Source organism: Spiroplasma endosymbiont of Cantharis lateralis (assembly GCF_964030855.1).
GTDB lineage: Bacteria > Bacillota_I > Bacilli_A > Mycoplasmatales > Mycoplasmataceae > Spiroplasma_A.
This window is the reverse complement of the sequence record NZ_CAXIQF010000008.1, coordinates 508018-529184: the sequence shown is the minus strand read 5'-3', so window position 1 is coordinate 529184 and position 21167 is coordinate 508018. Positions and strand designations below refer to the sequence as shown.

Here is a 21167-nt window from a genome sequence, read left to right as displayed (position 1 = left end):
TAGAATGTTTCTTAGAAAGGATTTAAGTCATGAATAAAATAATAGATGGTAAATTTTATGCTCAGGAATTAAATACTCGTCTCAAAAATAGTATAGAGCAAATAAATGGAAAAAGAAAACCAAAATTAACAATAATTCAAATTGGCGATAATTTTGCAAGTAATAAGTACATAAAAAATAAATTGAATGCTTGTCAAAAAGTAGGAATTATTGGAGAGTTAAAAAAGTATCAGGAAAATATTAAACAAAGTGAAATAATTAGAGAAATTGAAAAATTAAATGAAGATTTAACTGTTGATGGGATAATTGTGCAACTTCCATTGCCATCACATATTAATGAAAAGGAAATTACAGATACAATTTCTCCTTTAAAAGATGCTGATGGCTTTACTCCTATAAATTTAGGAAATGTAATGTTAAATAAATCAAATATTTACCCTGCAACACCTTATGGAATTATAAAGTTACTAGAGTGAAAAGAAATCAATTTAATTGGAGCAAATATTGTAATAATTGGAAGAAGCAATATTGTAGGAAAGCCTCTTGCTAATATGCTTATTAATAAATCAGCTACAGTTACAGTTTGCAATACTAAAACAAAAGATTTAAAAAGCATTTGCAAAAATGCAGATGTTCTAATTAGTGCTGCTGGTGCTGCAAATTTAGTTACTAAGGATTTTGTAAATGATAAAATGACAATAATTGATGTAGGTGCTAATTTTGTGGATGGCAAGTATTGTGGAGATGTGAAATTTGATGAGGTATTTGAAATTGTTAAATATATTACACCTGTTCCAGGTGGCGTTGGTCCTATGACTATATCTTGTTTATTAGAAAATACATTTAATCTTTATAATAAAAAGGAGAACAATTAGTTCTCCTTTTTATTATTTTTTAATAAAGAATTTGTTATTAATAAAACTGAAGCAATAACTACAAAAGAAGACATAAGTAAAATCATCCCTAATATAGAAGCCTTAGTTAATAAAATAATCATAAAAAATATACTAGCAATAATTAATGAAAAGAAAGCATTTCCCATAACATGATCAATAATCATAGCTAATGAAAACTCTTCATCAGTGACAATGCTTTTAAATCTTTTGGCTTTAGTTTTCTCAATTAAAGCATAAGCAGTTCCAAATATAAACATTAGAATAATTAATAAAGAGTAATAAACATTATTTATACTTGAGAAATTGACATAAATACTTGTTATTAAAAAACTTATAAACCCAATAACAGATACGATAGTCAATAGCATTGCTATTCTATTTACATTATTATTTTTAAATTTAATTGTTCCAAAAATTGCTTGAGCTAAATATTTTGAAATAAATCCAAAGATTAAAAATAATAACAATGATGTATTTTTTATTTCAGTGTTTATAATAATTTTATTATTTTCAAAACTTAGAAAAAAGAACAATACTAAGGATCAATCTAGAAACTTAAAAAATCCTATAAAATAATTTTGAATAAATATCTCAGTAAAAAATTTTTTATTACTTTTTAATGTTTTAAAAGAATCCTTATTAATATTTAACACATTTCCCTCAGACATAATATTTGCATTAAATAAGAATAAACTAATAAGAATAATCATTACTGCTATAAATAAGAATAATATATATAAACTTTTTGAGTAATAATCTATTAGAAAAGGTATTGGTAGTAATAAAAAACCAAAAATAGAATTATATTTAGAGGTTTTATTTTTTAATCCATTCCTTCTTTCAAAACTTTTTATAATCTCAATATTTATTGGTAACAACCCCGCCACAAAAATTCCGAACATAGTTAATCCAGTAAATAATAATGAATTAGCTAGAGCAAAATTATTTGTTTCAAATGAACTAAATGTAAATACCAAAGCAAACAATAATCCAATTGAGTTAATTTTTAAAATATTTAAATTGCCAATTTTTTTAGCTAATTTAATTCACGATGGAGTTATAAATAACATCATTATAGGAACAATTATTATTGCTGCCAAATAATTAATATCATTGAATTTCGTTACCATTTTATATGGAACAAAACTAAAATAACTTATTAAAATCATCATTGAAATAATCATAGATGCCATTTGAATATTATAATTTATTTTTTTATTTGAAATCTTCAAAATGTTATTCTCACTTTCTTCAATATATTTTTTAAATGAAATATTATATATAGATGAATATCTTCCTTCAATTTTTAAAAATAGATTTTGAAATCTTTTTAATAAGAAAGGTGTTATTACACAGTACATAAAAAATATTATATAGGCCTCATGTAAATGTGTTAAATATAATGAATAACCTTCAGTCTTACCATACGTGAAAATTGATACTAGCAAATATAAGGATGTAATCATTAAAGCAAATACTGGTGCAATTATATAAACTACAATTTTGTTTTTTAATAAAAAATGTCTAAATAAAATTATAGTTATATTAAAAAATAAGTAAATTGCAATTGTACAAATGCTTAAAATAATATCTATTGGCATTAATAAACTTAATAGTGATATTCCAATTGTTGATAAAATTGAAATATTAGCTTTCAAAAACAATGCCGTTAGTAGAATAATTAAAAGTGTTAAGTCTACACCTGGTAAAGGTGAAAAAATTAGTTTTAAACACATTGCTAATGAAATCATCATAGCACTCGAAGTAAGATCTAAAATCTTATTACTGACATTTTTATTCATTTTCTATATCCTCTCTTTTATAAATTTATAAAAGAGGAAACGAAAAGAAGTTCACCATACTCTTAAGTAAAAAGCTCATAATTATTTCCTTCTATCTTATTTTAAAATTAAACTCTCCATTTTCATTATCAAATATAACACCATCTCCATTCATTGAAAGTCTATCATTATAGATTTGAATTTCAACTTCTGAATGTGGTTGTTCAAAATAATCACAATTTTTATATCTATCTGTTATTTTTATTACTCTTTGATTTTTACTACCAATAAGTCTTCTATTCTTATCTAAAAGCTTCATAATAAATGGTCCATCAATTAAAATATCTATATTTTTTAAAATATCATTATGTTCTTCTAACATTTGTTCATAAATATATCCTGTAAAACAAATTACTGATAAATTATTTTTTTGACTTCAAATAACAAGTTCCTTTAAGCCATCCGGTTGTAAAAAAGGTTCGCCTCCAATTAGAGTGATACCTTCAATATTAAATAAAGTCTTTGCCTCTAAGATTTTCTCATAAATAAACTCATTTGGCATAAACATCTTTTTTTCTAAACCTAATAATTCCTGATTAGAACATCCATTGCAACCAATAGTGCAACCTTGAAATCAAATAACAAACCTAATTCCTGGTCCTTCAATTTCACTATTCATAAGAAATTTTCCAATATTTAAATTAGCCATTAATATTAAATATTATTTTTCCTTCATTTGTTGAAGTTAAAATTTTAGTTCCAGTTCTTATGTTTTTTAAATTCTGAAATATAAATTCTGAAAGTGGATCTACTAAATTAGTTTCAAGAGAGTTTAAAACATCTCTTCCACCTCTTCTTTCATCAGCATTTTTTAATATAATTTCAATTAAAGTTCTATCAGTTAAATCAATATGCAATTCAGCTTTATACTTTTCATAAATTGCAATTTGGATTGGTTTTACTTTTTGACGTATTATTTTTGCTTTTAAATTTAAATCCTTTATAAAATTGAAAGGAACTATATTATTTCCAAACCTTCCTAAAAGTTCAGGTCTATTTAACTCATTTGTAAAATGATTTTGAACTTTTTTTATAAATTGATTATGAACTTCGCTTGCACTTTGATTGGGATCAACTTCTGCTGCTCCTATATTTGAAGTAAATATTATAAAAGACTCACTAAAACTAACTGTTTGACCAGTATTATCTGTTAATCTTCCATCTTCAAGAATTTGTAAAAATTTATCAAATATTTTTGGACTTGCCTTTTCAATCTCATCAAATAAAATTACACTAAATGGCTTTTCCTTTACTGAATTTGTCAGTTGTCCTCCACCCTCAAAACCTACATATCCAGGAGGTGCTCCAATTAGTTTCTGATCAGCATTTTCTTGTCCATACTCTGACATATCAAACCTTATAAGGTTTGCCTCATCATTAAATAAAAAAGTCGTAATAGCTTTTGCAAGTTCTGTTTTTCCAGTTCCAGTTGGACCTACAAAAAATAAAGTTCCTTTTGGTTTACTTCTTTTTGAAGAAAAAGTTATCCCAGTAAGCCCAGTATAAGCCTTATAAATTACTTTTGCTACTTTTGCAACAGCCTCATCTTGTCCAATAACTTTTGAAGAAAGTTCTTGTTTTATTGTCAACATTTTTTCATAGCTTAATTCTTCTCATGGAGAAGTCTTTTCTCCATAATTATATATATTAAACATTTTATTAAAAGTAATTGGCGTTGCAAAATTACAACTAAACTTTGCAAAATGAGATAATTCTTTAAGTGTTCAACCCTCTGTTGCATCAACTATATTTTCAAACTCTGTTGAAATATCTGTAACTTGAATTCTCAATTTAATTGTAGATAAAAATTGCTTTCTTTCATCTCTACTTGGTTTTGGTAATGTTGAAATAATAATTTCAGGATTATCTAAGTATAAACTAGGTGGTAATTGATTTATTTTCTTAGTTAAAAAAACAATACAGTTTGTTAGTTCATCAATTCTTGAAATTGAGAATTTAGATTCTTTTAATGTCTTTGAAAATTCTGTTAAAACAGCTCTATCATCAACATCTAATCCTTGGTCACTAAAAACAAAATTAGTATAATCTGCTACAAAACCAATTTTTCTTTCATCTTCTCTATTAATATTTTTATTTAAAAGAGTAAAGAAATCAATTGGTTTTTTTAGAACTAAATGATCTTTAAAATCACTTTTATCAATATCACCATTGAATAACTCATCAAATTCATTACCAATAAATTCTCCACTACTTGATTTAATTGAAGAACTAGTAATTAGGCTAGTTATTTTTTTTCCTTTTAGCCCAGAATTTTGGTCAAAAATAAATTTATCAGAGTATTTTTTTTGATCAAAAATACTAAAAATTATATCGTGGATATTTACATATTTACCCTCGAATTCATAAATATCATCTATATTCCCCTCAATTATAATTGCCTTTTTAATACCTATTAAATTTTTTAATTGGTTTAATTCTCTCTTTACACTCATAAATTCACCTACTTACTTGAGTTCTTATTTTTTTTGTTATTTATATTTTGCTTGTTTTTCACAATATATTTTGGTTCTCTATACTGCTTATTAAATTCTTTACTTGAATGTAAGTTAAATTCTTTAAGCTTATTTAAAAAAGCCTGAGCATCAGCATCATGCTCATGACCTTCAAACCCTTCTCAATTATAAACAAAACTTCCATCTAATTTTACAACAAAGTCTGCTGTTTCACCAGTCAGTTTTTCACCATGAATAAGAATTAGATTTTTTTCTTTTATTTTTCTTATATTTTCTTCTTTTACTATATAGCCAACTTCTCTTATTGACTTCACAATTTTTATTACATTATCTTTTCTAATAGCTTCTTGTTCAGCCAATTTTGATGAGCTTATAAAATAGTCTTTTATATCTTTTTGATAATTTTTTGTTTCTTTTAAAGAAATTAATTTATTAGCTTGCTCTTTAATAGCAGTTAATACATCTGAATCCTCTTTATATAATTGAATTGAGTTTTCAACTATTTCCTTACTCATTACTTTATTAGAAGTTTTAAACTGCTTTATTTCTTCAGTTATTAAATTAATAATTTCTTCAGGTTTTTTATTAATCAATCTATGTTGACTTTTTTCAAACATTTCTTTAATGTAAAGTTTATCTTTTTCATTTTTATATTTACTAATTAATTCATTTTTAAAACTTATTAAATCCCTAAAATTATCTTTAGTAAATACTTTTAAAATATTCTCTTGTTCTTTTATTAATACATCTCTTTTTAAACTAACCACCTGAGCTTTAAACTCAGCTAACGTATCACGTTTTCTCTCTGCATATCTTTGAATTTCATGATAAGTTTCAATTGCAATATGTGTATTTTGAGAAAGCTCTATTTCATAAGTATTTCTTGCTAAATCTTTTTCTTCCTTTTTTAATTCGTCCAACAATTTTTCAATTTCTTTTTTATAGAATCCTGAATTATCAATTTGCTCACAATGTGATATTAATTCAATAATATATTCAATTAATACATCAATATCTTTTTTGATAAATGAAAACTGTTTTTCACAATTAATTAAAATTTCTTCAGCTGACATACTCATGCTTATTTTCCTCCAAACATATTAGTATACTTTGATAAATCAGTTTGTGTATATTTTCTTTCTTTTCCAAAAATAATATTTAAGGCTTTTTTATAATAATTATCATTATTTTTTAAAATCTTATCTACAATTTCAGGCTTATTTAAAACATTTTTAACTCATACTAATTTTAACTCAATTGGCATATTATATATTTTTTTATCTATAAATTCATTTATATCATTTTCTATCTTATTTATATAATTTCCAGCCATAATTTTAACTTTATAATCTATTATTTCTTCTGTTTTTTGAAGAAACTGTTCACTTTTATATTTGTAATAATATCTATAGAAATCTGTTAACGAGTCAGATAAATTTAAAAGATACTGATCAAAATTTTCAATATCTAATGAGTTACCAACCAACTCTATAATAGAATCCAATAAAAATTTATAATTCTCTTCTACAAATTTATAGTTAGAAATATATAATTCCTTAGTTATTTTTCCAATAATATTTAAAGTTTGAGCATGTTGAGCTCATACATCAGAGTTATACTTATTATCAACAAACATCTCTGCTCTATTATTTGTTTTAAAATATTTTGTTAATACACCTAAAGAATCTCTAACATTATATTTTCAACCATCAATTGAGTTTTTTTCTAAATAACTATTAATTCTATAAATATTTTCAATTGTACTTTGCATATTTATTTTGTCAAATATATCTAATATATTTTTTGTATCAATAAATTGATAATTTTCTAATATATCAAATAATTCATCATCTGTTCTTTCATTGGATATTTTTATAATTAAATTTTTTGCAACTCTTTCTAATATTAGAGATAATTTTCTATAGGTTTTTTCTGCTAAATATTGTTTCATAGCATTATAATTTTGCCCAAAGTCAACTGTCTTAAGTAAAAATTCTTCAAGAATTGCAGAGACTTTTTCTTCTAAACCAAGACGCTCCAAAATTAAGTATATATTCATTGATATATCATACTTTTTATTTATAAGTGAATCTTCAAATTTTTCTAAAGCATTATCTATACTTGATATAAATAGATTTGCTAAATCAAGAGGTTCGGTTGGGTTTTTATACTTATAAATAACAGGAATATTTATATTAATAGACTCAAAAGATTTATTTGCCAATAAAAAACTATTTGATATATTTTTAGAATCCAAATAGACAAAAGAATTATTTTGTAAAATTTCATTGTCAATATGGCCAACATAAAAAATTAGCTTATTATCTATTACACTTATTGTTTTTGTATTTCTTTTGGAATTATAGAAAATAATTATTTCAATGTTTTTGGCTAACTCTTTACTCTTTATAATCTCATCATCTGATTTTATAAATTGATCATTTATTAACATTAAATTATAACTTGTTTTAATATTTAAATTTGAAAATAAGTCTGGGTTAGACATAAAGTCATTCTTATTTTTTATATGTAACTCTGGCATAAATAATTTTTTTATTTTTTCATCATACTTACTTAAGATACTTTTTAAAATATCCAATGCCATATTAGGATTGAATCTCAAATAGTCATCAAAAAAATTACTTTCAGTTTTAATTTTATAAGTCCCATTATCAAATAACTCAATTCAAGCTTCTATGGCTGCTGTATCATTTTGAATATACTTTTCAAAGTTACTAACATCATTTATTGATTCTTGCCCCTCATTTATAACATCCCTTAAAAAAGAATTATCTCCAAAAATGTCAGGATTTTGATTTATAAATTCAGAACATGAATTATAAAGTCACTCATTATTTGAGAACTCTTTTTTATCTATTGTTGTAGAAAGTTTGTGAGTAAACTTAACATCGTTTACTCTTTTTTTTCAATTAATTTCCTTAATAACTTCCTTATTCTTATAAACAGGATCTATATAAAATTTTATATCTTGAAATTTATTATCTTGAGAAATTGTGTAAGTTCCCTTTTTAAACTCTTCTTTTAATTTTAAGTCAATTGAAAAATTATTAATTGGTGTATTCATATTTAATAGTCCCACACCAACTTTATTTTGACCAATTTCTATTACTTTAAAATTTATTAACTCTCTTAAGGCTCTCTCAAAAAGAATTCTATTTTTTATATTAAAATCTTCTTCCAAAATATCATTAATATTTTTATTTTTATTTGGATGCTCTATTATAATTAATAAAATTAAAAATTCCATAAATGTAGGTTTTCTTATTTCAGAATACTTTATTTTTAATGGTATATAAAATTTTTCATATTGAATTTCAATTTTATTAAATATCATTTTTCTAATCCTCCATTATTTCATTAGGTTTAAGTAAACAACCTTCAAAATCAAGTTTTGATATTATATCAGCATAAACTTGATAACTATTTGAAACACTTGGGTCATCAATAGTTGGTATCTTAACAGTTATATCATTTACTGCTCTTTGAGCTCCTATTATTATTAATAATTCTCTTGCTCTTGAAAAAGCTACATTTATTCTTTCATATTTTTTTAGAAAGTCTCTTCCAGATTTAGTTGATAACTTTTCTGGATTTCTTACTAAGTTTACTAAAACATAATCTGCTTCTTTTCCTTGAAAATCATCAACTGTATTAATTACTATATTTATATTTTTAAAGTTAGCAATATTGATCTCTCTTTTTAGTTTATTTACATGTAGTCCATAAAAACTAATTACAGCAACACTTGGTTTTATTTTTTGTTTTTTCTCTAAAACTGCTTTATCAATTTTAATTAATAATTGCTTTGTTAATTTTATTTCTAAATCGTTAAATAAACTAGTTGAGAAATCTTCACTTTGTTCATAACTAATTTCATTTTTTACATTATATGTAGAATCAACTCAATAAGAAGAATTCCTTGAGTTAATTATTTCTTTATTAAAATGATTAATAATTTTTAAGTCATGTCTTTTTTGCTCGCTTACTTGTGACTCAACTTTTAATTGTCCATCATAAAATTTATTTACAATTTCCATTATCTGTTCATGACTTCTATACTGAGTTTTAAGAATAGTAGTTATATTTTTATTTTTGGCAGATATAAGTTTCTTAAAAGCAGAATCATCTAATAATTCATACATCAAATTATAATTGTAATCTTTATTAAAATGTTTATTAACATCTTCAACATCATTTGGTTGTAATTTTAATATTGGTGGTAATTGTCTGTAATCACCTACTAATATTAAAGCTTTACCATAGATTAAAGGCATTAAGATTTCCAATATAGTAGCCTTTGAAGCTTCGTCAATTATAACCACATCAACATCCATGTTTCTTAAATTTAATTCTTCCAACCCTAATTTATTGGCAAAGTTATCTTTTGTAAATTTAAATAAATTTGTAGATGTTAGCGTCATTGAATATACGTTAACTAAATTATCCAAAATAGTTTTTATGTATTTTTGACTATCTTTAAAAGTTTGACCTGTAAAATTTTTTGAAGCAAGTTCTTCATTAAAATTATTTGTTATTTTATAATTGTCATTTAAATATTTTATAATTGAATAATACATTTCTGAAAAGTTTTCTTTTCTTACTCTACCTTGTTTCAATTTTTTTTCTAAATTTTTTAATTCAGATTTTACTTGTTCTTCTAAATCAATATCAGTTAGGCCAAGGTCTAATGAAAATTTATCATTAACTACTTTTATTAATTCTCTAAGCTCCCTAGCACTTGAACCTGCATTTTCAGCCAAATTATTTTTTGTAACTATTAATTGATTTTTTTCAATTTCAAATTTATCTAAATCAAAATCTGAGAATACCTCATTCTCTTTATTTTGTAATCTTAATTCTATTTCTACTTTTAAATTTCTTAGGCTAACCAAAAAAGTTTCAAATATTTTATTTAATTCATTAACTTTAATATCAGTTCTTAAAATTTGCTCCAGACCTTCAATTCTGCTTTCTTCTTTTTCAGCCAAATCAAAATCAGCATTTCTTTTGTACTTGTTTAAAATTAATTTTGATTTTTTAATTCCTAAAAAAGATTCATTTTTATAATAAACTTCATTGACAATTTCTTTTATTAATAAGTAAGGATTTAAAAAATCTTTTGGGTCAAAATTTAAATTTATATAAACAAAATTATTTAATTCAAATTTAATTGAATTTTCATAACAATTAATTATTCTCTCGCCCACATTAATTAAGGCATCAAATTCTTTTGTCGATATAGTTTCAATTAAATTTATTACATTTATTAATTCCTCTTTTAATAAATTTTTTGATCTAACCTTTTCCAAATTTTTTTCTTTAAAGGCTGTTATTTGACTATTTAAATCATCTATTTTTTCTTGAATACTTCTAACTTGATTATTATTTTGATAAAAACTTTTATTCGCGTTTATTAATCTTTCTAATTCATTCTTATAATTATTAAACTCATTTATTAAATTTTCATCATTGTTCATATCATCAAAAGCTCTTTTTCCAATAGCCTTATAATAATTGTAAAGAACTCTATCAGGTGAATAACCATTTGAAGATTGTGATTTTATATTTAATTGATTTGTTAATCTTATTTTATTAAGATTGGGGTCAATTGGTAGTCTATCCACAACATTTTTAATAGCTTCATGATTCTGACTTGAAATAAGAACCTTTCTATTCATTTTTGCTAATTGAGTTATTATTTCACTAATTACTTGAGTTTTTCCAGTTCCAGGAGGTCCTTGCAAAATAAAAATATCTTTTGTATTAACAGCTTTTCTTACTGCATCCTTTTGTTCAGAATTTAAAATAAAATTAAAGTCTGTATCTTCTATTTTAATATCATTTGACACTTCTGATAATTCTACTAGCTTTGTATTAAATAGATAATTTATTAAATAAGGGTTTTTTGTATTTCCCTCTGATACTTTTTTTATTACTTGCTTAGATCTTTCAATCAGAACATCTTCACCAATTCCAGTATATGCAATGTATCCTGAACTTAAAGATTCTAAATTATTATTTGAAAATATTGACTCATCAAAATCTTGTTCAATTTCAAAGTTTATTTTTTTTACTTTTCATTGTTGCATCTCTTTTGGATTATTTTTCATTAATATATCAAATTCATTTTTTTCTCCAAGAAAAATATTTTTGCTATTTTTCATTCAATAATTTGCAAAGCTTATTTCTTCATCTGAAACACCTAACATATTTGATACTTGCAATATATTTTTAATTTCATTAATTTTATCAAGATCAAAATCAAAAATTTCATGAATATTTTTAATAAGCTCATGGGTAGTTAAAATATTTTTATTCATTTTTATTGGTACAAGAGATAAGTCTTTTGTTTTTTTAATTCTATTAATTTTTTCTAATTCATCAGTTAAAAGATCCAAAGTAACTACATAAGAAATTTGATATGGAATTCTTTTATTTTTTAAATAAGATTCTGAATTTACTAATAAATATTTATATGCTCTAGTTTTAAATTCTTTAATCTCATACTCAAATAAGTTAAAGTCAAAATAAATTTTATCTATTCTCATTACCTTTTGATAGTTTAAACCCAAATAAGGTAAAGATTTTTTTCTATCTAGTTTTAATAAATCATCACTAAATTCTAAATAGTTTAATCATTTATCTTTTTCCTCTTCAAATGTAGATAGTAATTTTCCTATTTCAGAAAGATTAGAAGAATTTAAAACATTTCTTCTAATTAACTCTTCATCTTTAATTTGACCTTGATTTCTAATTATTAGAATTTGTGATTCTTGTATTATTGTTTCAAACTCCTGAGCTACTGGTTTTAATCTTGTCATAAAAATAGAACTTATAATAAGAGAAGCATTCATAGTATCAATGTTTACATAAAATCCAAGATAAGTTCCTTCAGGTAACAGACTTTGATTTTTTGAGTCTAACTCAATTCTTATAATTCCATTATAAGAAGATTTATTCTTATCTTTTTTAGAGAATTGTCTAGTTTTGTTGTCTAAAAGACAAATAAATGATTTTTTAGCAAGAGAGCTTCTCAAAAAGTTTTGAAACTCGACACAAGTATTTATACCCCTAATATCTAATTGCTCTATTATTTGATCTAAACTAGACGGATTTTCCTTAAATTGAACATTTTGTAAAAAAGAGAAGTCTAATATTATTTCTTTAACTGCATTATTCTCAATAATATTTGACATAAATTAGCCCTCACTTTTGTCTTAAATTATTATAACATTTTTAGTTAATTAAAAAATATCAACCAAAAGGCTGATATTAGAATGTACTGTTCCTTTTTTTCGGACACCTATATTTTATAACTAACTCTATTATTATAAAAATATTGATACATTTTCAAATTATAAATATATTCATTTACAACATTGTATTTATAACCTTCCTTGATCGCTTCTCTTTTAAGAGTACTTCAAAAACCTTCAATATATCCATTGTCCGTTGATCTACCAATTCTAGACATACTTAAGCCAAAATCAAATCACATTGTAGCTAAGCGATATTGATAAGATTTAAATTCTGAGCCATTATCAGAGTGAATAATTGAGTTTGGTTTAAATGTTCCAAATTCATTAACCATATTAAAAAATGACTCTAATACTAATTTCATACCTTTAATATTTTTAGTTACCAAACCATAAACTTTTTTAGTGTTTACATGATAAAAGGCGCAAGTGTATAGTTTGCATCCTGCTATTATTTTCTCGGTAATATCAACAGAGAAAATATCTCCATAATTTTTCAAATCTGTTTGATATTTAAATAATCTAGGATACTTACCATTTTTTTCTGGAGTAACTGATTTATTCTTTTGTATTTTATAGTTATTAGGTTTTAACTTTAAAAACTTCATTAATCTTCTAGAACCATAGATTTTAACTTCATTTTTATAAACATCATTAATTCTCAAAACCAAACCTCAATTAATTGCCTTAATTTTTGGTTTACCTTTTGATAATCAATCATAGTAAGTACTTTTTGCTAAATCAATTATTCTACAAAGTCTTCTAATTGCAATATTTGGGTATTTAATTGTAAAGTTATAAACTACTTTTGATTTAAATGTATTTAACTCTCACTTATTTACTTCTTTCTATCAATCATTTCTCTTAATTCTTTAAACATTTCATCTCTTAATTTTAAGTCTTCACTCTCTCTTTTTGATTTTTTAAGCTCTCTTTTTAAATTTATAATCTCCTCATTATTGGCTTTAAAGGATTTTTTAAATCCACTTCTTCCATTTTCGTCATAAATTTTTATTCAGTTTTTCAATCTTGATTTATCAATTCTTACTGCTTTTGAATACTGTGCTAATAACAAATTAGATTTGTAAAAATTTAATACTAATTCAATTTTTTGATTGATTGAATACTTAGTCAAAATAAAACCTCTCTTCGTTCACAAATATTTTATATCAATATATAAAATATTTTTAAAATGTGTCCGAAAAAAGGTTACACTACAAGGCTGATATTAGAATTTAATCTTGATGTGGTGCAAATGGGTCAACCACTTCCAAAGTATTTGGGTTCTCTCTTTTTAATACTTTTTTATCTATTTCATAGTGATTTCCATTAGACATTCTAATTCAATCAAGTAAATCATTTGTTTCTGATATTTCTTCAAAGAAATCAATTGCAAATCATTCATAGAATTTCACTGTTGTAAAATCAGATTTTTCCTTTGCATTTTTTGTGAATTCATCTGTAATTTTTGCAAAATGTGTTCTACAACTAATGTACTCTTGCAAAATTTCTACAATGTCTTTAAAATCCTTATTCTTAATTTCTATTGAAGATATTTTATATCCTTGACCCTTATCTAAAAGGTAATTCATTATTCTTCTCTGATGTAAAAACTCATCTTGAGCTTGTACTTGAAAAAAGTGCGTAAAACCTGGATAACCAAGTTCATCACATTTTTTACTCATATTAAAACAATTTAATTGCATCTTAATATGTTCGTTAATGTAATCTTGAAGATTACTTAAAATTAATTTATCCATAAAAATCCTCCTTTAATATTTTTATTATAATCTCTTGAGATTATAAAATATGTAAATTAAGTAAAAAACTTTTAAGTTAAATTATTTAATAACAATATTGACAATTTTATCTAATACAGCTATTTCTTTTAATATTTGTTTGTTTTTAATTTGCTCTTTTATGCCATCAAGAGATTTAGCTTTCTCTATTAATTCCTCTTTTTGAGTACCTTTATCAACTTCAAAAGTTGCTCTTAACTTACCATTTATTTGAACAGCAATAGTAACAACTGAAAGAGATAATTTAGATTCATCATAACTTGGTCATGCTTCTAAACATACACTTGTTTTATTACCCAATTTTTCTCATAATTCCTCAGCTAAATGTGGAGCATAAACAGAAAGCATTTTAATAAAATTAAAAATGTATTCTTTATAAATTGGTTGAGTTTCTTTATAGACTGAATTTACAAACATCATTAATTGTGAAATTGCAGTATTGAATTTGCAATCTTCAATCATTTGAGTTGTTTTTTTAACAACATCATTATAAATGAAATCAAGATTATGATTATTTTTATCTGCTAATTTAATATTTTCAATCATTCTATATACTCTATCAAGTCATTTTCTAGCTCCGTCAAGTCCTTTATAACTTCAAGGTAAAGAAGCCTCTAATGGTCCCATAAATACCTCGTATAACCTTAAAGTATCAGCTCCATGTGACTCAATAATTTCATCAGGGTTAATTACATTACCCTTAGACTTACTCATTTTTTCACCATTATCTGCCAAAATCATTCCTTGATTTATTAATTTTTGAAATGGCTCTTTTGTTGGCACAACTCCTAAATCAAATAACACTTGATGTCAAAATCTAGCATAAAGTAAATGAAGAACTGCATGCTCTTGACCTCCAATATAAAGGTCAACTGGTAATCATTTTTTAAATAATTGCATTGCCTCTTTTGAGTTAATATCTACTAAATTATTAGGACTTGTTGTCAAAATGTAGGCCAAATAATATCAACAACTACCTGCTCATTGAGGCATTGTATTGGTTTCTCTTTTTGCTGACTTACCTTTAAAATTTATATTTAATCAATTAGACAGATTTGCCAATGGTGATTCTCCAGTTCCTGAAGGTTTAATATAATCTGTTTTAGGTAACTCTAATGGTAAATCCTTTTCATCGATTAAAGCTATTTGACCATCTTCTAAAAAGACTATTGGAAATGGTTCACCATAAAATCTTTGTCTTGAAAATAATCAATCTCTTAATTTATAGTTGATTTTTTTTTCAGCTTTTTTTATTTTTTCCAATTTATTAATTACCAAATCAATAGCTTCTACTTTCGATAAACCATTTAAAAAATCTGAGTTAATTATTTTTGACTCACCCACAAAAGCCTTTGATTCATCTTTGGTTTCTAATACAAATTTTATTGGTAGATTATACTTTACTGAGAATTTTCAATCTCTTTCATCATGACCAGGCACAGCCATTACCGCACCTGTTGCATAATCATTTAATACATAATCTGCTACCCAAACAGGTAATTCTTCTTTTGTAAAAGGATTTATAACATAACTTCCTGTAAAGATACCAGTTTTATCTTTTGAGTCATCTTGTCTTTCAATTTCAGTTTTACTTTTTGTTAAAGCAATATATTCTTGAACTTTCTTTTTATTTTCTGAAGTGGTTAATTTTAAAGTTAATTCATTTTCTGGAGCAAGAACAATATATGAAACTCCAAAAATTGTATCTGCTCTTGTTGTAAATACATTTATTTTTTCATTATTATCTTTAACATCAAATTTTATAATTGCTCCCTCAGATTTACCTATTCAGTTTTTTTGTAATTCTTTTACTGAATTTGGTCAATCTAATGCATCTAAACCTTCCAATAATCTATCAGCATATTTTGTAATTTTTAAAACTCATTGCTTCATTGGTTTTTTAACTACTTCAAATCCACCAATATCAGAAACCATTTTTCCATTCATTGAAACAACTTCTTCATTTGCAAGAACAGTTCCTAGTCCTTCACATCAATTTACACTTGCTTGTCTAATTTCAGCCAATCCCTTTTTATAAAGTTGTTGAAAGATTCATTGAGTAATTTTGTAATAATTTGGGTCACTTGTATTTACTTCTTTATTGTAATCGTAACTAAAACCCAATTTTTTTAGTTGTTTTCTAAAAGTAATAATATTTTTAGCTGTAAATTCTCGTGGATCATTTCCAGTTTTTAAAGCATATTGCTCAGCTGGCAGACCAAAGGCATCTCACCCAATTGGATGAAGTACATCGTATTGTTGCATTCTTCTCATTCTTGCAAAAACATCTGTTGCAGTATAACCTTTAGGGTGACCAACATGAAGTCCTGCTCCACTAGGATATGGAAACATATCTAAAATATAAGCCTTTTTATCTTTATTACTAGTTGTTTTATATGTGTTATTTTCTTCTCAAAACTTTTGTCATTTTTTTTCTATTGCTTTATGTGAAAATTCCATTTTATTACCTCTTTTATTAACTTTAAATATTTTACATTAAATATTAATTAGTGGTTATGTTTAATGACAACAAAAAAAACTTAAACATAAGTTTAAGTTTTCTATAGTCATTCTTTAAATATTTTTATATATAACATTTTTACAGCTTGTGCTAAAAGCATATATGCTGCAACAAAACTTAATGCAATTGGTAAGAATGATCATTTTGGTACGCCCATTTTCATACCATCACTAATTGCATCAATACTCATAAATCCATATGGCACAATTATAGCCATAGAACAAACAAAGATTGTTGACACTGTAACTTGTCATGAACCATTAGATTGAATAAATGGAATTTTTTCAGTTCTATACATTTGCATTACTGCAGTTTGTGTCATTAACCCCACAACAAATCAGCTACCATTAAATATTTCTAATCCACCTTCACTAGGTTTTTCAACTCCAGCACCTATTCCTGGATTAACAATATGATATCCATATAGTAAAACTAAGAATGTTGAGATGTCAAATATTGAACTTACAGGTCCATTTATGACTGTAAATCATATTATATTTTTTGTTTTTAATGGTCGAGGTTTATCAGTAAAATTACTATCTACTTTATCAAAAATAAATGCAAACATTACTATATCATATAATAAATTTTGAGTTAACAAATGCAATGGTTGCATTGGTGCTGACATTGTTAAGAATAAGGCAACCAGAACACTAAGAACATTACCAAAATTTGAAGCAATTGTAACTTTAATATATTTTAAAATATTGGCTAATGAAACTCTTCCTTCATGAACTGCATGACTAATCGGAAGTAATGATTCTTCCATTAAAATAATATCTGCAGCTTCTTTGGCTATATTTGATGCTTCATCAAAAGAAATTGCAACATCTGATTCTCTTAAAACCGGAGCATCATTTATTCCATCACCCATAAATCCTACAACATGTCCTTGATCTTTAAGAGTTTTTATTATTGTTGATTTATGTATCGGACTTAATTTAACAAAAACATTTCCTTTACGAACTGCTTTATGAAGTTGTTCTTCATTCATTGCTTCAATTTCTTTTCCTGTATATAATTTTTCAATTTTAAAATCTACTTTAGAACAAATAGCTCTAGTAATAATTTCATTATCACCTGTAAGAATTTTTGTTGAGATTCCTTTTTCAGCTAATTCCTTAATAATTTTCTTTGATGTTTTTTTTGGTTCGTCAAAAAATGTACCAAAACCATAAAATACTAAATCTTCTTCAATATCTTCATCTTCTAATTCATTATGTGCAATTCCAATAACTCTAAAACCATCATTATTATAATCATTAGATTTTTTCATAATTTTATCAATGTGATCTTGTTTTAATTTTACTATTTCACCATTTATATAAATACGATCACATACTTTTAAAACTTCTTCAATAGCTCCTTTTGTAAAAATTTGTTTTTCTCCATTTTTTGAAAGAATTACTGATAATATTTTTCTTTGAAAATCAAAAGGTACTTCTCACTCTTTTGAATATTCATCAAGATTTGGCATACTAATCTTTTTACTTAACAAAACTGCTTGATCAATTGGGTTTTGAAATCCTGTTTGGAAATAACTATTTAAATATAATATATGTTCAATCATTTCATTTTTTTGACTTTTTATATCAAAAACATGATCAAGATTAATTTCTCCACTTGTGATTGTTCCTGTTTTATCGGTACATAAAATATCAATAGCTCCCATATTTTGAACAGCATTTAGATTTTTTACTATAACATTCTCTTTTTTTATTTTTGAATAACCCCTAGAAAGATTTGCAGTAACAATTACTGGTAACATTTCTGGTGTTAACCCTACTGCAATTGATATTGCAAATAATGCTGCTGAAAGTCATCTTTGTTCAATTGCTGCTGGTCTTAACCCGTAAATTGAAAAAACTATTGGTGTAACTGCTAACATAAATGAAATTAGCAGCATTGTAATTTTTCAAACTCCTTTTTCAAAAGAGTTTTTACTTCTTTTTTCTGTAACTTTATCATTAATTGCAGAAAAGAAAGTTTTCTGCCCTGTTTGAATAACCAAACAAAGTGCAGAACCAGATACCACTTCGGTTCCCATATAACAAACATTTTCATACTCTAAATAATTTTCTTTATTATTTATTGTTTTCTTTTGTACTGGGAAAGATTCTCCTGTTAAAGAAGACTGATTTAAATATAAGTTATTAGATCAAATGACTTTTACGTCAGCTGGAATTAAATCCCCATTTGAAACATATATTAAGTCACCAGGAACAAGTTCTGATGTTTCAATTTGTTCACTTTCTTTAATTAATTTTATTGAATTTGCATTATCAATATCTTTAATCTCAAAGTCAACATCTCTAATAACCTTTGTCATATGTTTATTTTCAAACGTCATTTTTTTAATAACGTGAAAGGATCTAATTTCTTGAACAAAATAAATAGTTCCACTAATTATAATCATTGTTAAAACTAATAATGCTCCAACAAGATCTGATAATTCTGGATCAGTTGCATATTGATAGAAACTGAATGTATCAATTACAATCAATATTAAGTTAAATGGACTGAAAAATGCCTTAATAAAAGACAAAACATAATTAAATTTTTTCTCCTTTAGTAAATTATCTCCAAATTTATTTTTTTGAGCTTCTACCTGTTCTTCTGATAAACCAAAGTTAGAAATCTCTAATTTTTTTAAAGTTTGTTGCTGATCCAACTTAACAAACTCTGCTAGTTGATTATTATAATTGTTATTTACTTTTTTATTTTTAGTTTTCATAACATCGTTCTCCTTATTTATGAAAGCTAACTTATAATCTTATTTTGACAATACAAAAAAAAGCGATAAATTAGCATTACTTCTTATCTTGCTTTGAATAATTAAATTTCGTACCTGTTCGGAAGGAATACTCATATTTACCACCTCTCTTTAAATCTTTAATTATTATACATACATAAAATAAAAAAAGACACCTTAATGGTATCTTTAAAATCTAAATGGTCGGAATAAGTGGACTTGAACCACCGACCTCACCCTTATCAGGGGTGCGCTCTAACCAGCTGAGCTATACTCCGTAAAACAATATTAATTATAAAATATTACCTTTTAAAATTCAATAAAAAAGCATTTTTAATTAAAAATATTTCATTAAAAAAACGTCATTTAATGACGTCTATTATTCATTTAATGGTGGTTTTGGACGGAATTGAACCGCCGACACATTGAGCTTCAATCAATTGCTCTACCAACTGAGCTACAAAACCAATAATGGCGACCCCAACGGGACTCGAACCCGTGATCTCCTCCGTGACAGGGAGGCGCGATAACCAACTTCGCTATGGGGCCAAAAATGGTTGCGGGGGTAGGACTTGAACCTACGACCTTCGGGTTATGAGCCCGACGAGCTACCAACTGCTCCACCCCGCGATAAAAATGGCGGAAGATGAGGGATTCGAACCCCCGCTCGGGTTTCCCCGACTCTCGGTTTTCAAGACCGACCCCTTCAGCCAGACTTGGGTAATCTTCCGTATTTTGTTTTGCCCCATCCTGATCATTATAGAGTCATCATGAATGGTGGACCTTATTGGACTCGAACCAATGACCATCCGGTTATGAGCCGGATGCTCTAACCAACTGAGCTAAAGGTCCAAAATAATAAAAACAATAAAATATATGGTAGCGGGGAAGAGACTTGAACTCTTGACCTCCCGGGTATGAGCCGAGCGCTCTAACCAACTGAGCTACCCCGCCATATATGGTGGACCCGAACGGGATCGAACCGTCGACCCCCTGCGTGCAAGGCAGGTGCTCTCCCAGCTGAGCTACGGGCCCATATATAAAAAAATATTAAATTATAATGGTCGGGAAGACAGGATTCGAACCTGCGACCCTTCGGTCCCAAACCGAATGCTCTACCAAGCTGAGCCACTTCCCGAAGTATGAATATTTAATAATATTCATGATAATTTTCAATAATGGCGCGCCCTAAGGGACTCGAACCCCTAACCTTTTGATCCGTAGTCAAACGATCTATCCAATTGATCTAAGGGCGCATTTTTGTGTGAAAATAACCAAAAATATTATATTACAATTTGTAAGTTTTTTATCAACTTTGCATAAAATTGACAATATTTATTATAGCAAATAAAAAGATAATTTGTGTCTTTTTGCAAAAATAAATAAAATAAAAAGAAGTATTTAAACTCCTTTATTTCAATAATGGAGGTACCAGTCGGAGTCGAACCGACGATCAGGGAGTTGCAGTCCCATGCCTTAGCCTCTTGGCTATGGTACCATTACCTAAATGATTATACTAAAAAAAATAAAGGAATTACAAATATAATACCTTTGATTCTAAAAAATTATTAGCTTTAGAGATTATATTTAAAAACCTTTTTAAATTG

At 25.7% G+C, this 21167-nt stretch carries 12 protein-coding genes and 11 tRNA genes; 1 reads left to right on the top strand and 22 read right to left on the bottom strand.

The genetic code is table 4. From position 1 onward, the window contains the following. Positions 1–29: 29 nt before the first annotated feature. On the top strand, positions 30–875 hold the full coding sequence (locus AAHM99_RS04745; RefSeq protein ID WP_342275532.1) for a bifunctional 5,10-methylenetetrahydrofolate dehydrogenase/5,10-methenyltetrahydrofolate cyclohydrolase: 846 nt from the start codon (positions 30–32) through the stop codon (positions 873–875). On the opposite strand, the gene AAHM99_RS04740 is transcribed toward AAHM99_RS04745, so the two are convergent. The 22 genes from AAHM99_RS04740 to AAHM99_RS04635 all read right to left on the bottom strand — a co-directional run bounded on the left by AAHM99_RS04740 (position 872) and on the right by AAHM99_RS04635 (position 21058). Continuing rightward, positions 872–2698: a hypothetical protein gene (locus tag AAHM99_RS04740; protein WP_342275531.1), complete on the bottom strand. Its 1827-nt coding sequence runs from the start codon at positions 2696–2698 to the stop codon at positions 872–874. The genes AAHM99_RS04745 and AAHM99_RS04740 overlap by 4 nt on opposite strands. Positions 2699–2789: 91 nt before the next feature. After that, positions 2790–3386: a 4Fe-4S single cluster domain-containing protein gene (locus AAHM99_RS04735; protein WP_342275530.1), complete on the bottom strand. Its 597-nt coding sequence runs from the start codon at positions 3384–3386 to the stop codon at positions 2790–2792. Beyond that, a complete protein-coding gene (locus tag AAHM99_RS04730) occupies positions 3379–5190 on the bottom strand; it encodes an AAA family ATPase (RefSeq protein ID WP_342275529.1) in 1812 nt (603 codons plus the stop codon). Before AAHM99_RS04730 ends, AAHM99_RS04735 begins: the two co-directional genes overlap by 8 nt. Before the next feature lie 8 nt (positions 5191–5198). Continuing rightward, positions 5199–6290, bottom strand: a complete 1092-nt coding sequence (locus AAHM99_RS04725) for a hypothetical protein (protein WP_342275528.1) — start codon at positions 6288–6290, stop codon at positions 5199–5201. Between the two features lie 2 nt (positions 6291–6292). Next, the gene (locus AAHM99_RS04720) at positions 6293–8566 is read right to left on the bottom strand and encodes a hypothetical protein (RefSeq protein WP_342275527.1); all 2274 of its coding nucleotides are present in this window, start codon (positions 8564–8566) and stop codon (positions 6293–6295) included. Between the two features lie 4 nt (positions 8567–8570). Beyond that, positions 8571–12428, bottom strand: coding sequence for an AAA domain-containing protein (locus AAHM99_RS04715; protein WP_342275526.1), 3858 nt, complete (start codon positions 12426–12428; stop codon positions 8571–8573). 107 nt (positions 12429–12535) lie between these two features. Continuing rightward, positions 12536–13153 (bottom strand): DDE-type integrase/transposase/recombinase, encoded by a 618-nt coding sequence (locus AAHM99_RS04710; protein ID WP_342275525.1) that lies wholly within the window; start codon positions 13151–13153, stop codon positions 12536–12538. A 173-nt stretch (positions 13154–13326) separates the two neighbouring features. Beyond that, entirely contained in the window at positions 13327–13623 is a 297-nt protein-coding gene (locus AAHM99_RS04705) for a hypothetical protein (protein ID WP_342274946.1), read from the bottom strand. A gap of 100 nt (positions 13624–13723) precedes the next feature. Then, entirely contained in the window at positions 13724–14248 is a 525-nt protein-coding gene (locus AAHM99_RS04700) for a ferritin-like domain-containing protein (protein WP_342275524.1), read from the bottom strand. Positions 14249–14329: 81 nt separating this feature from the next. Beyond that, positions 14330–16747, bottom strand: coding sequence for a leucine--tRNA ligase (gene leuS / locus AAHM99_RS04695; RefSeq protein WP_342275523.1), 2418 nt, complete (start codon positions 16745–16747; stop codon positions 14330–14332). 101 nt (positions 16748–16848) lie between these two features. Beyond that, positions 16849–19542, bottom strand: coding sequence for a magnesium-translocating P-type ATPase (mgtA, locus tag AAHM99_RS04690; RefSeq protein WP_342275522.1), 2694 nt, complete (start codon positions 19540–19542; stop codon positions 16849–16851). A 219-nt stretch (positions 19543–19761) separates the two neighbouring features. After that, positions 19762–19838, bottom strand: a tRNA-Ile gene (locus AAHM99_RS04685). Between the two features lie 113 nt (positions 19839–19951). After that, a tRNA-Phe gene (locus AAHM99_RS04680) sits at positions 19952–20027 on the bottom strand. A 5-nt stretch (positions 20028–20032) separates the two neighbouring features. Continuing rightward, positions 20033–20109, bottom strand: a tRNA-Asp gene (locus tag AAHM99_RS04675). 5 nt (positions 20110–20114) lie between these two features. Next, positions 20115–20190 (bottom strand) — tRNA-Met (locus AAHM99_RS04670). Between the two features lie 7 nt (positions 20191–20197). Further along, positions 20198–20290, bottom strand: a tRNA-Ser gene (locus AAHM99_RS04665). A 45-nt stretch (positions 20291–20335) separates the two neighbouring features. Then, positions 20336–20412, bottom strand: a tRNA-Ile gene (locus tag AAHM99_RS04660). Between the two features lie 25 nt (positions 20413–20437). Further along, positions 20438–20514 (bottom strand) — tRNA-Met (locus AAHM99_RS04655). A gap of 5 nt (positions 20515–20519) precedes the next feature. Then, positions 20520–20595, bottom strand: a tRNA-Ala gene (locus tag AAHM99_RS04650). Between the two features lie 26 nt (positions 20596–20621). Beyond that, positions 20622–20698, bottom strand: a tRNA-Pro gene (locus AAHM99_RS04645). Between the two features lie 41 nt (positions 20699–20739). Next, positions 20740–20816 (bottom strand) — tRNA-Arg (locus AAHM99_RS04640). A gap of 167 nt (positions 20817–20983) precedes the next feature. After that, positions 20984–21058, bottom strand: a tRNA-Cys gene (locus AAHM99_RS04635). Between the last annotated feature and the right edge of the window lie 109 nt (positions 21059–21167).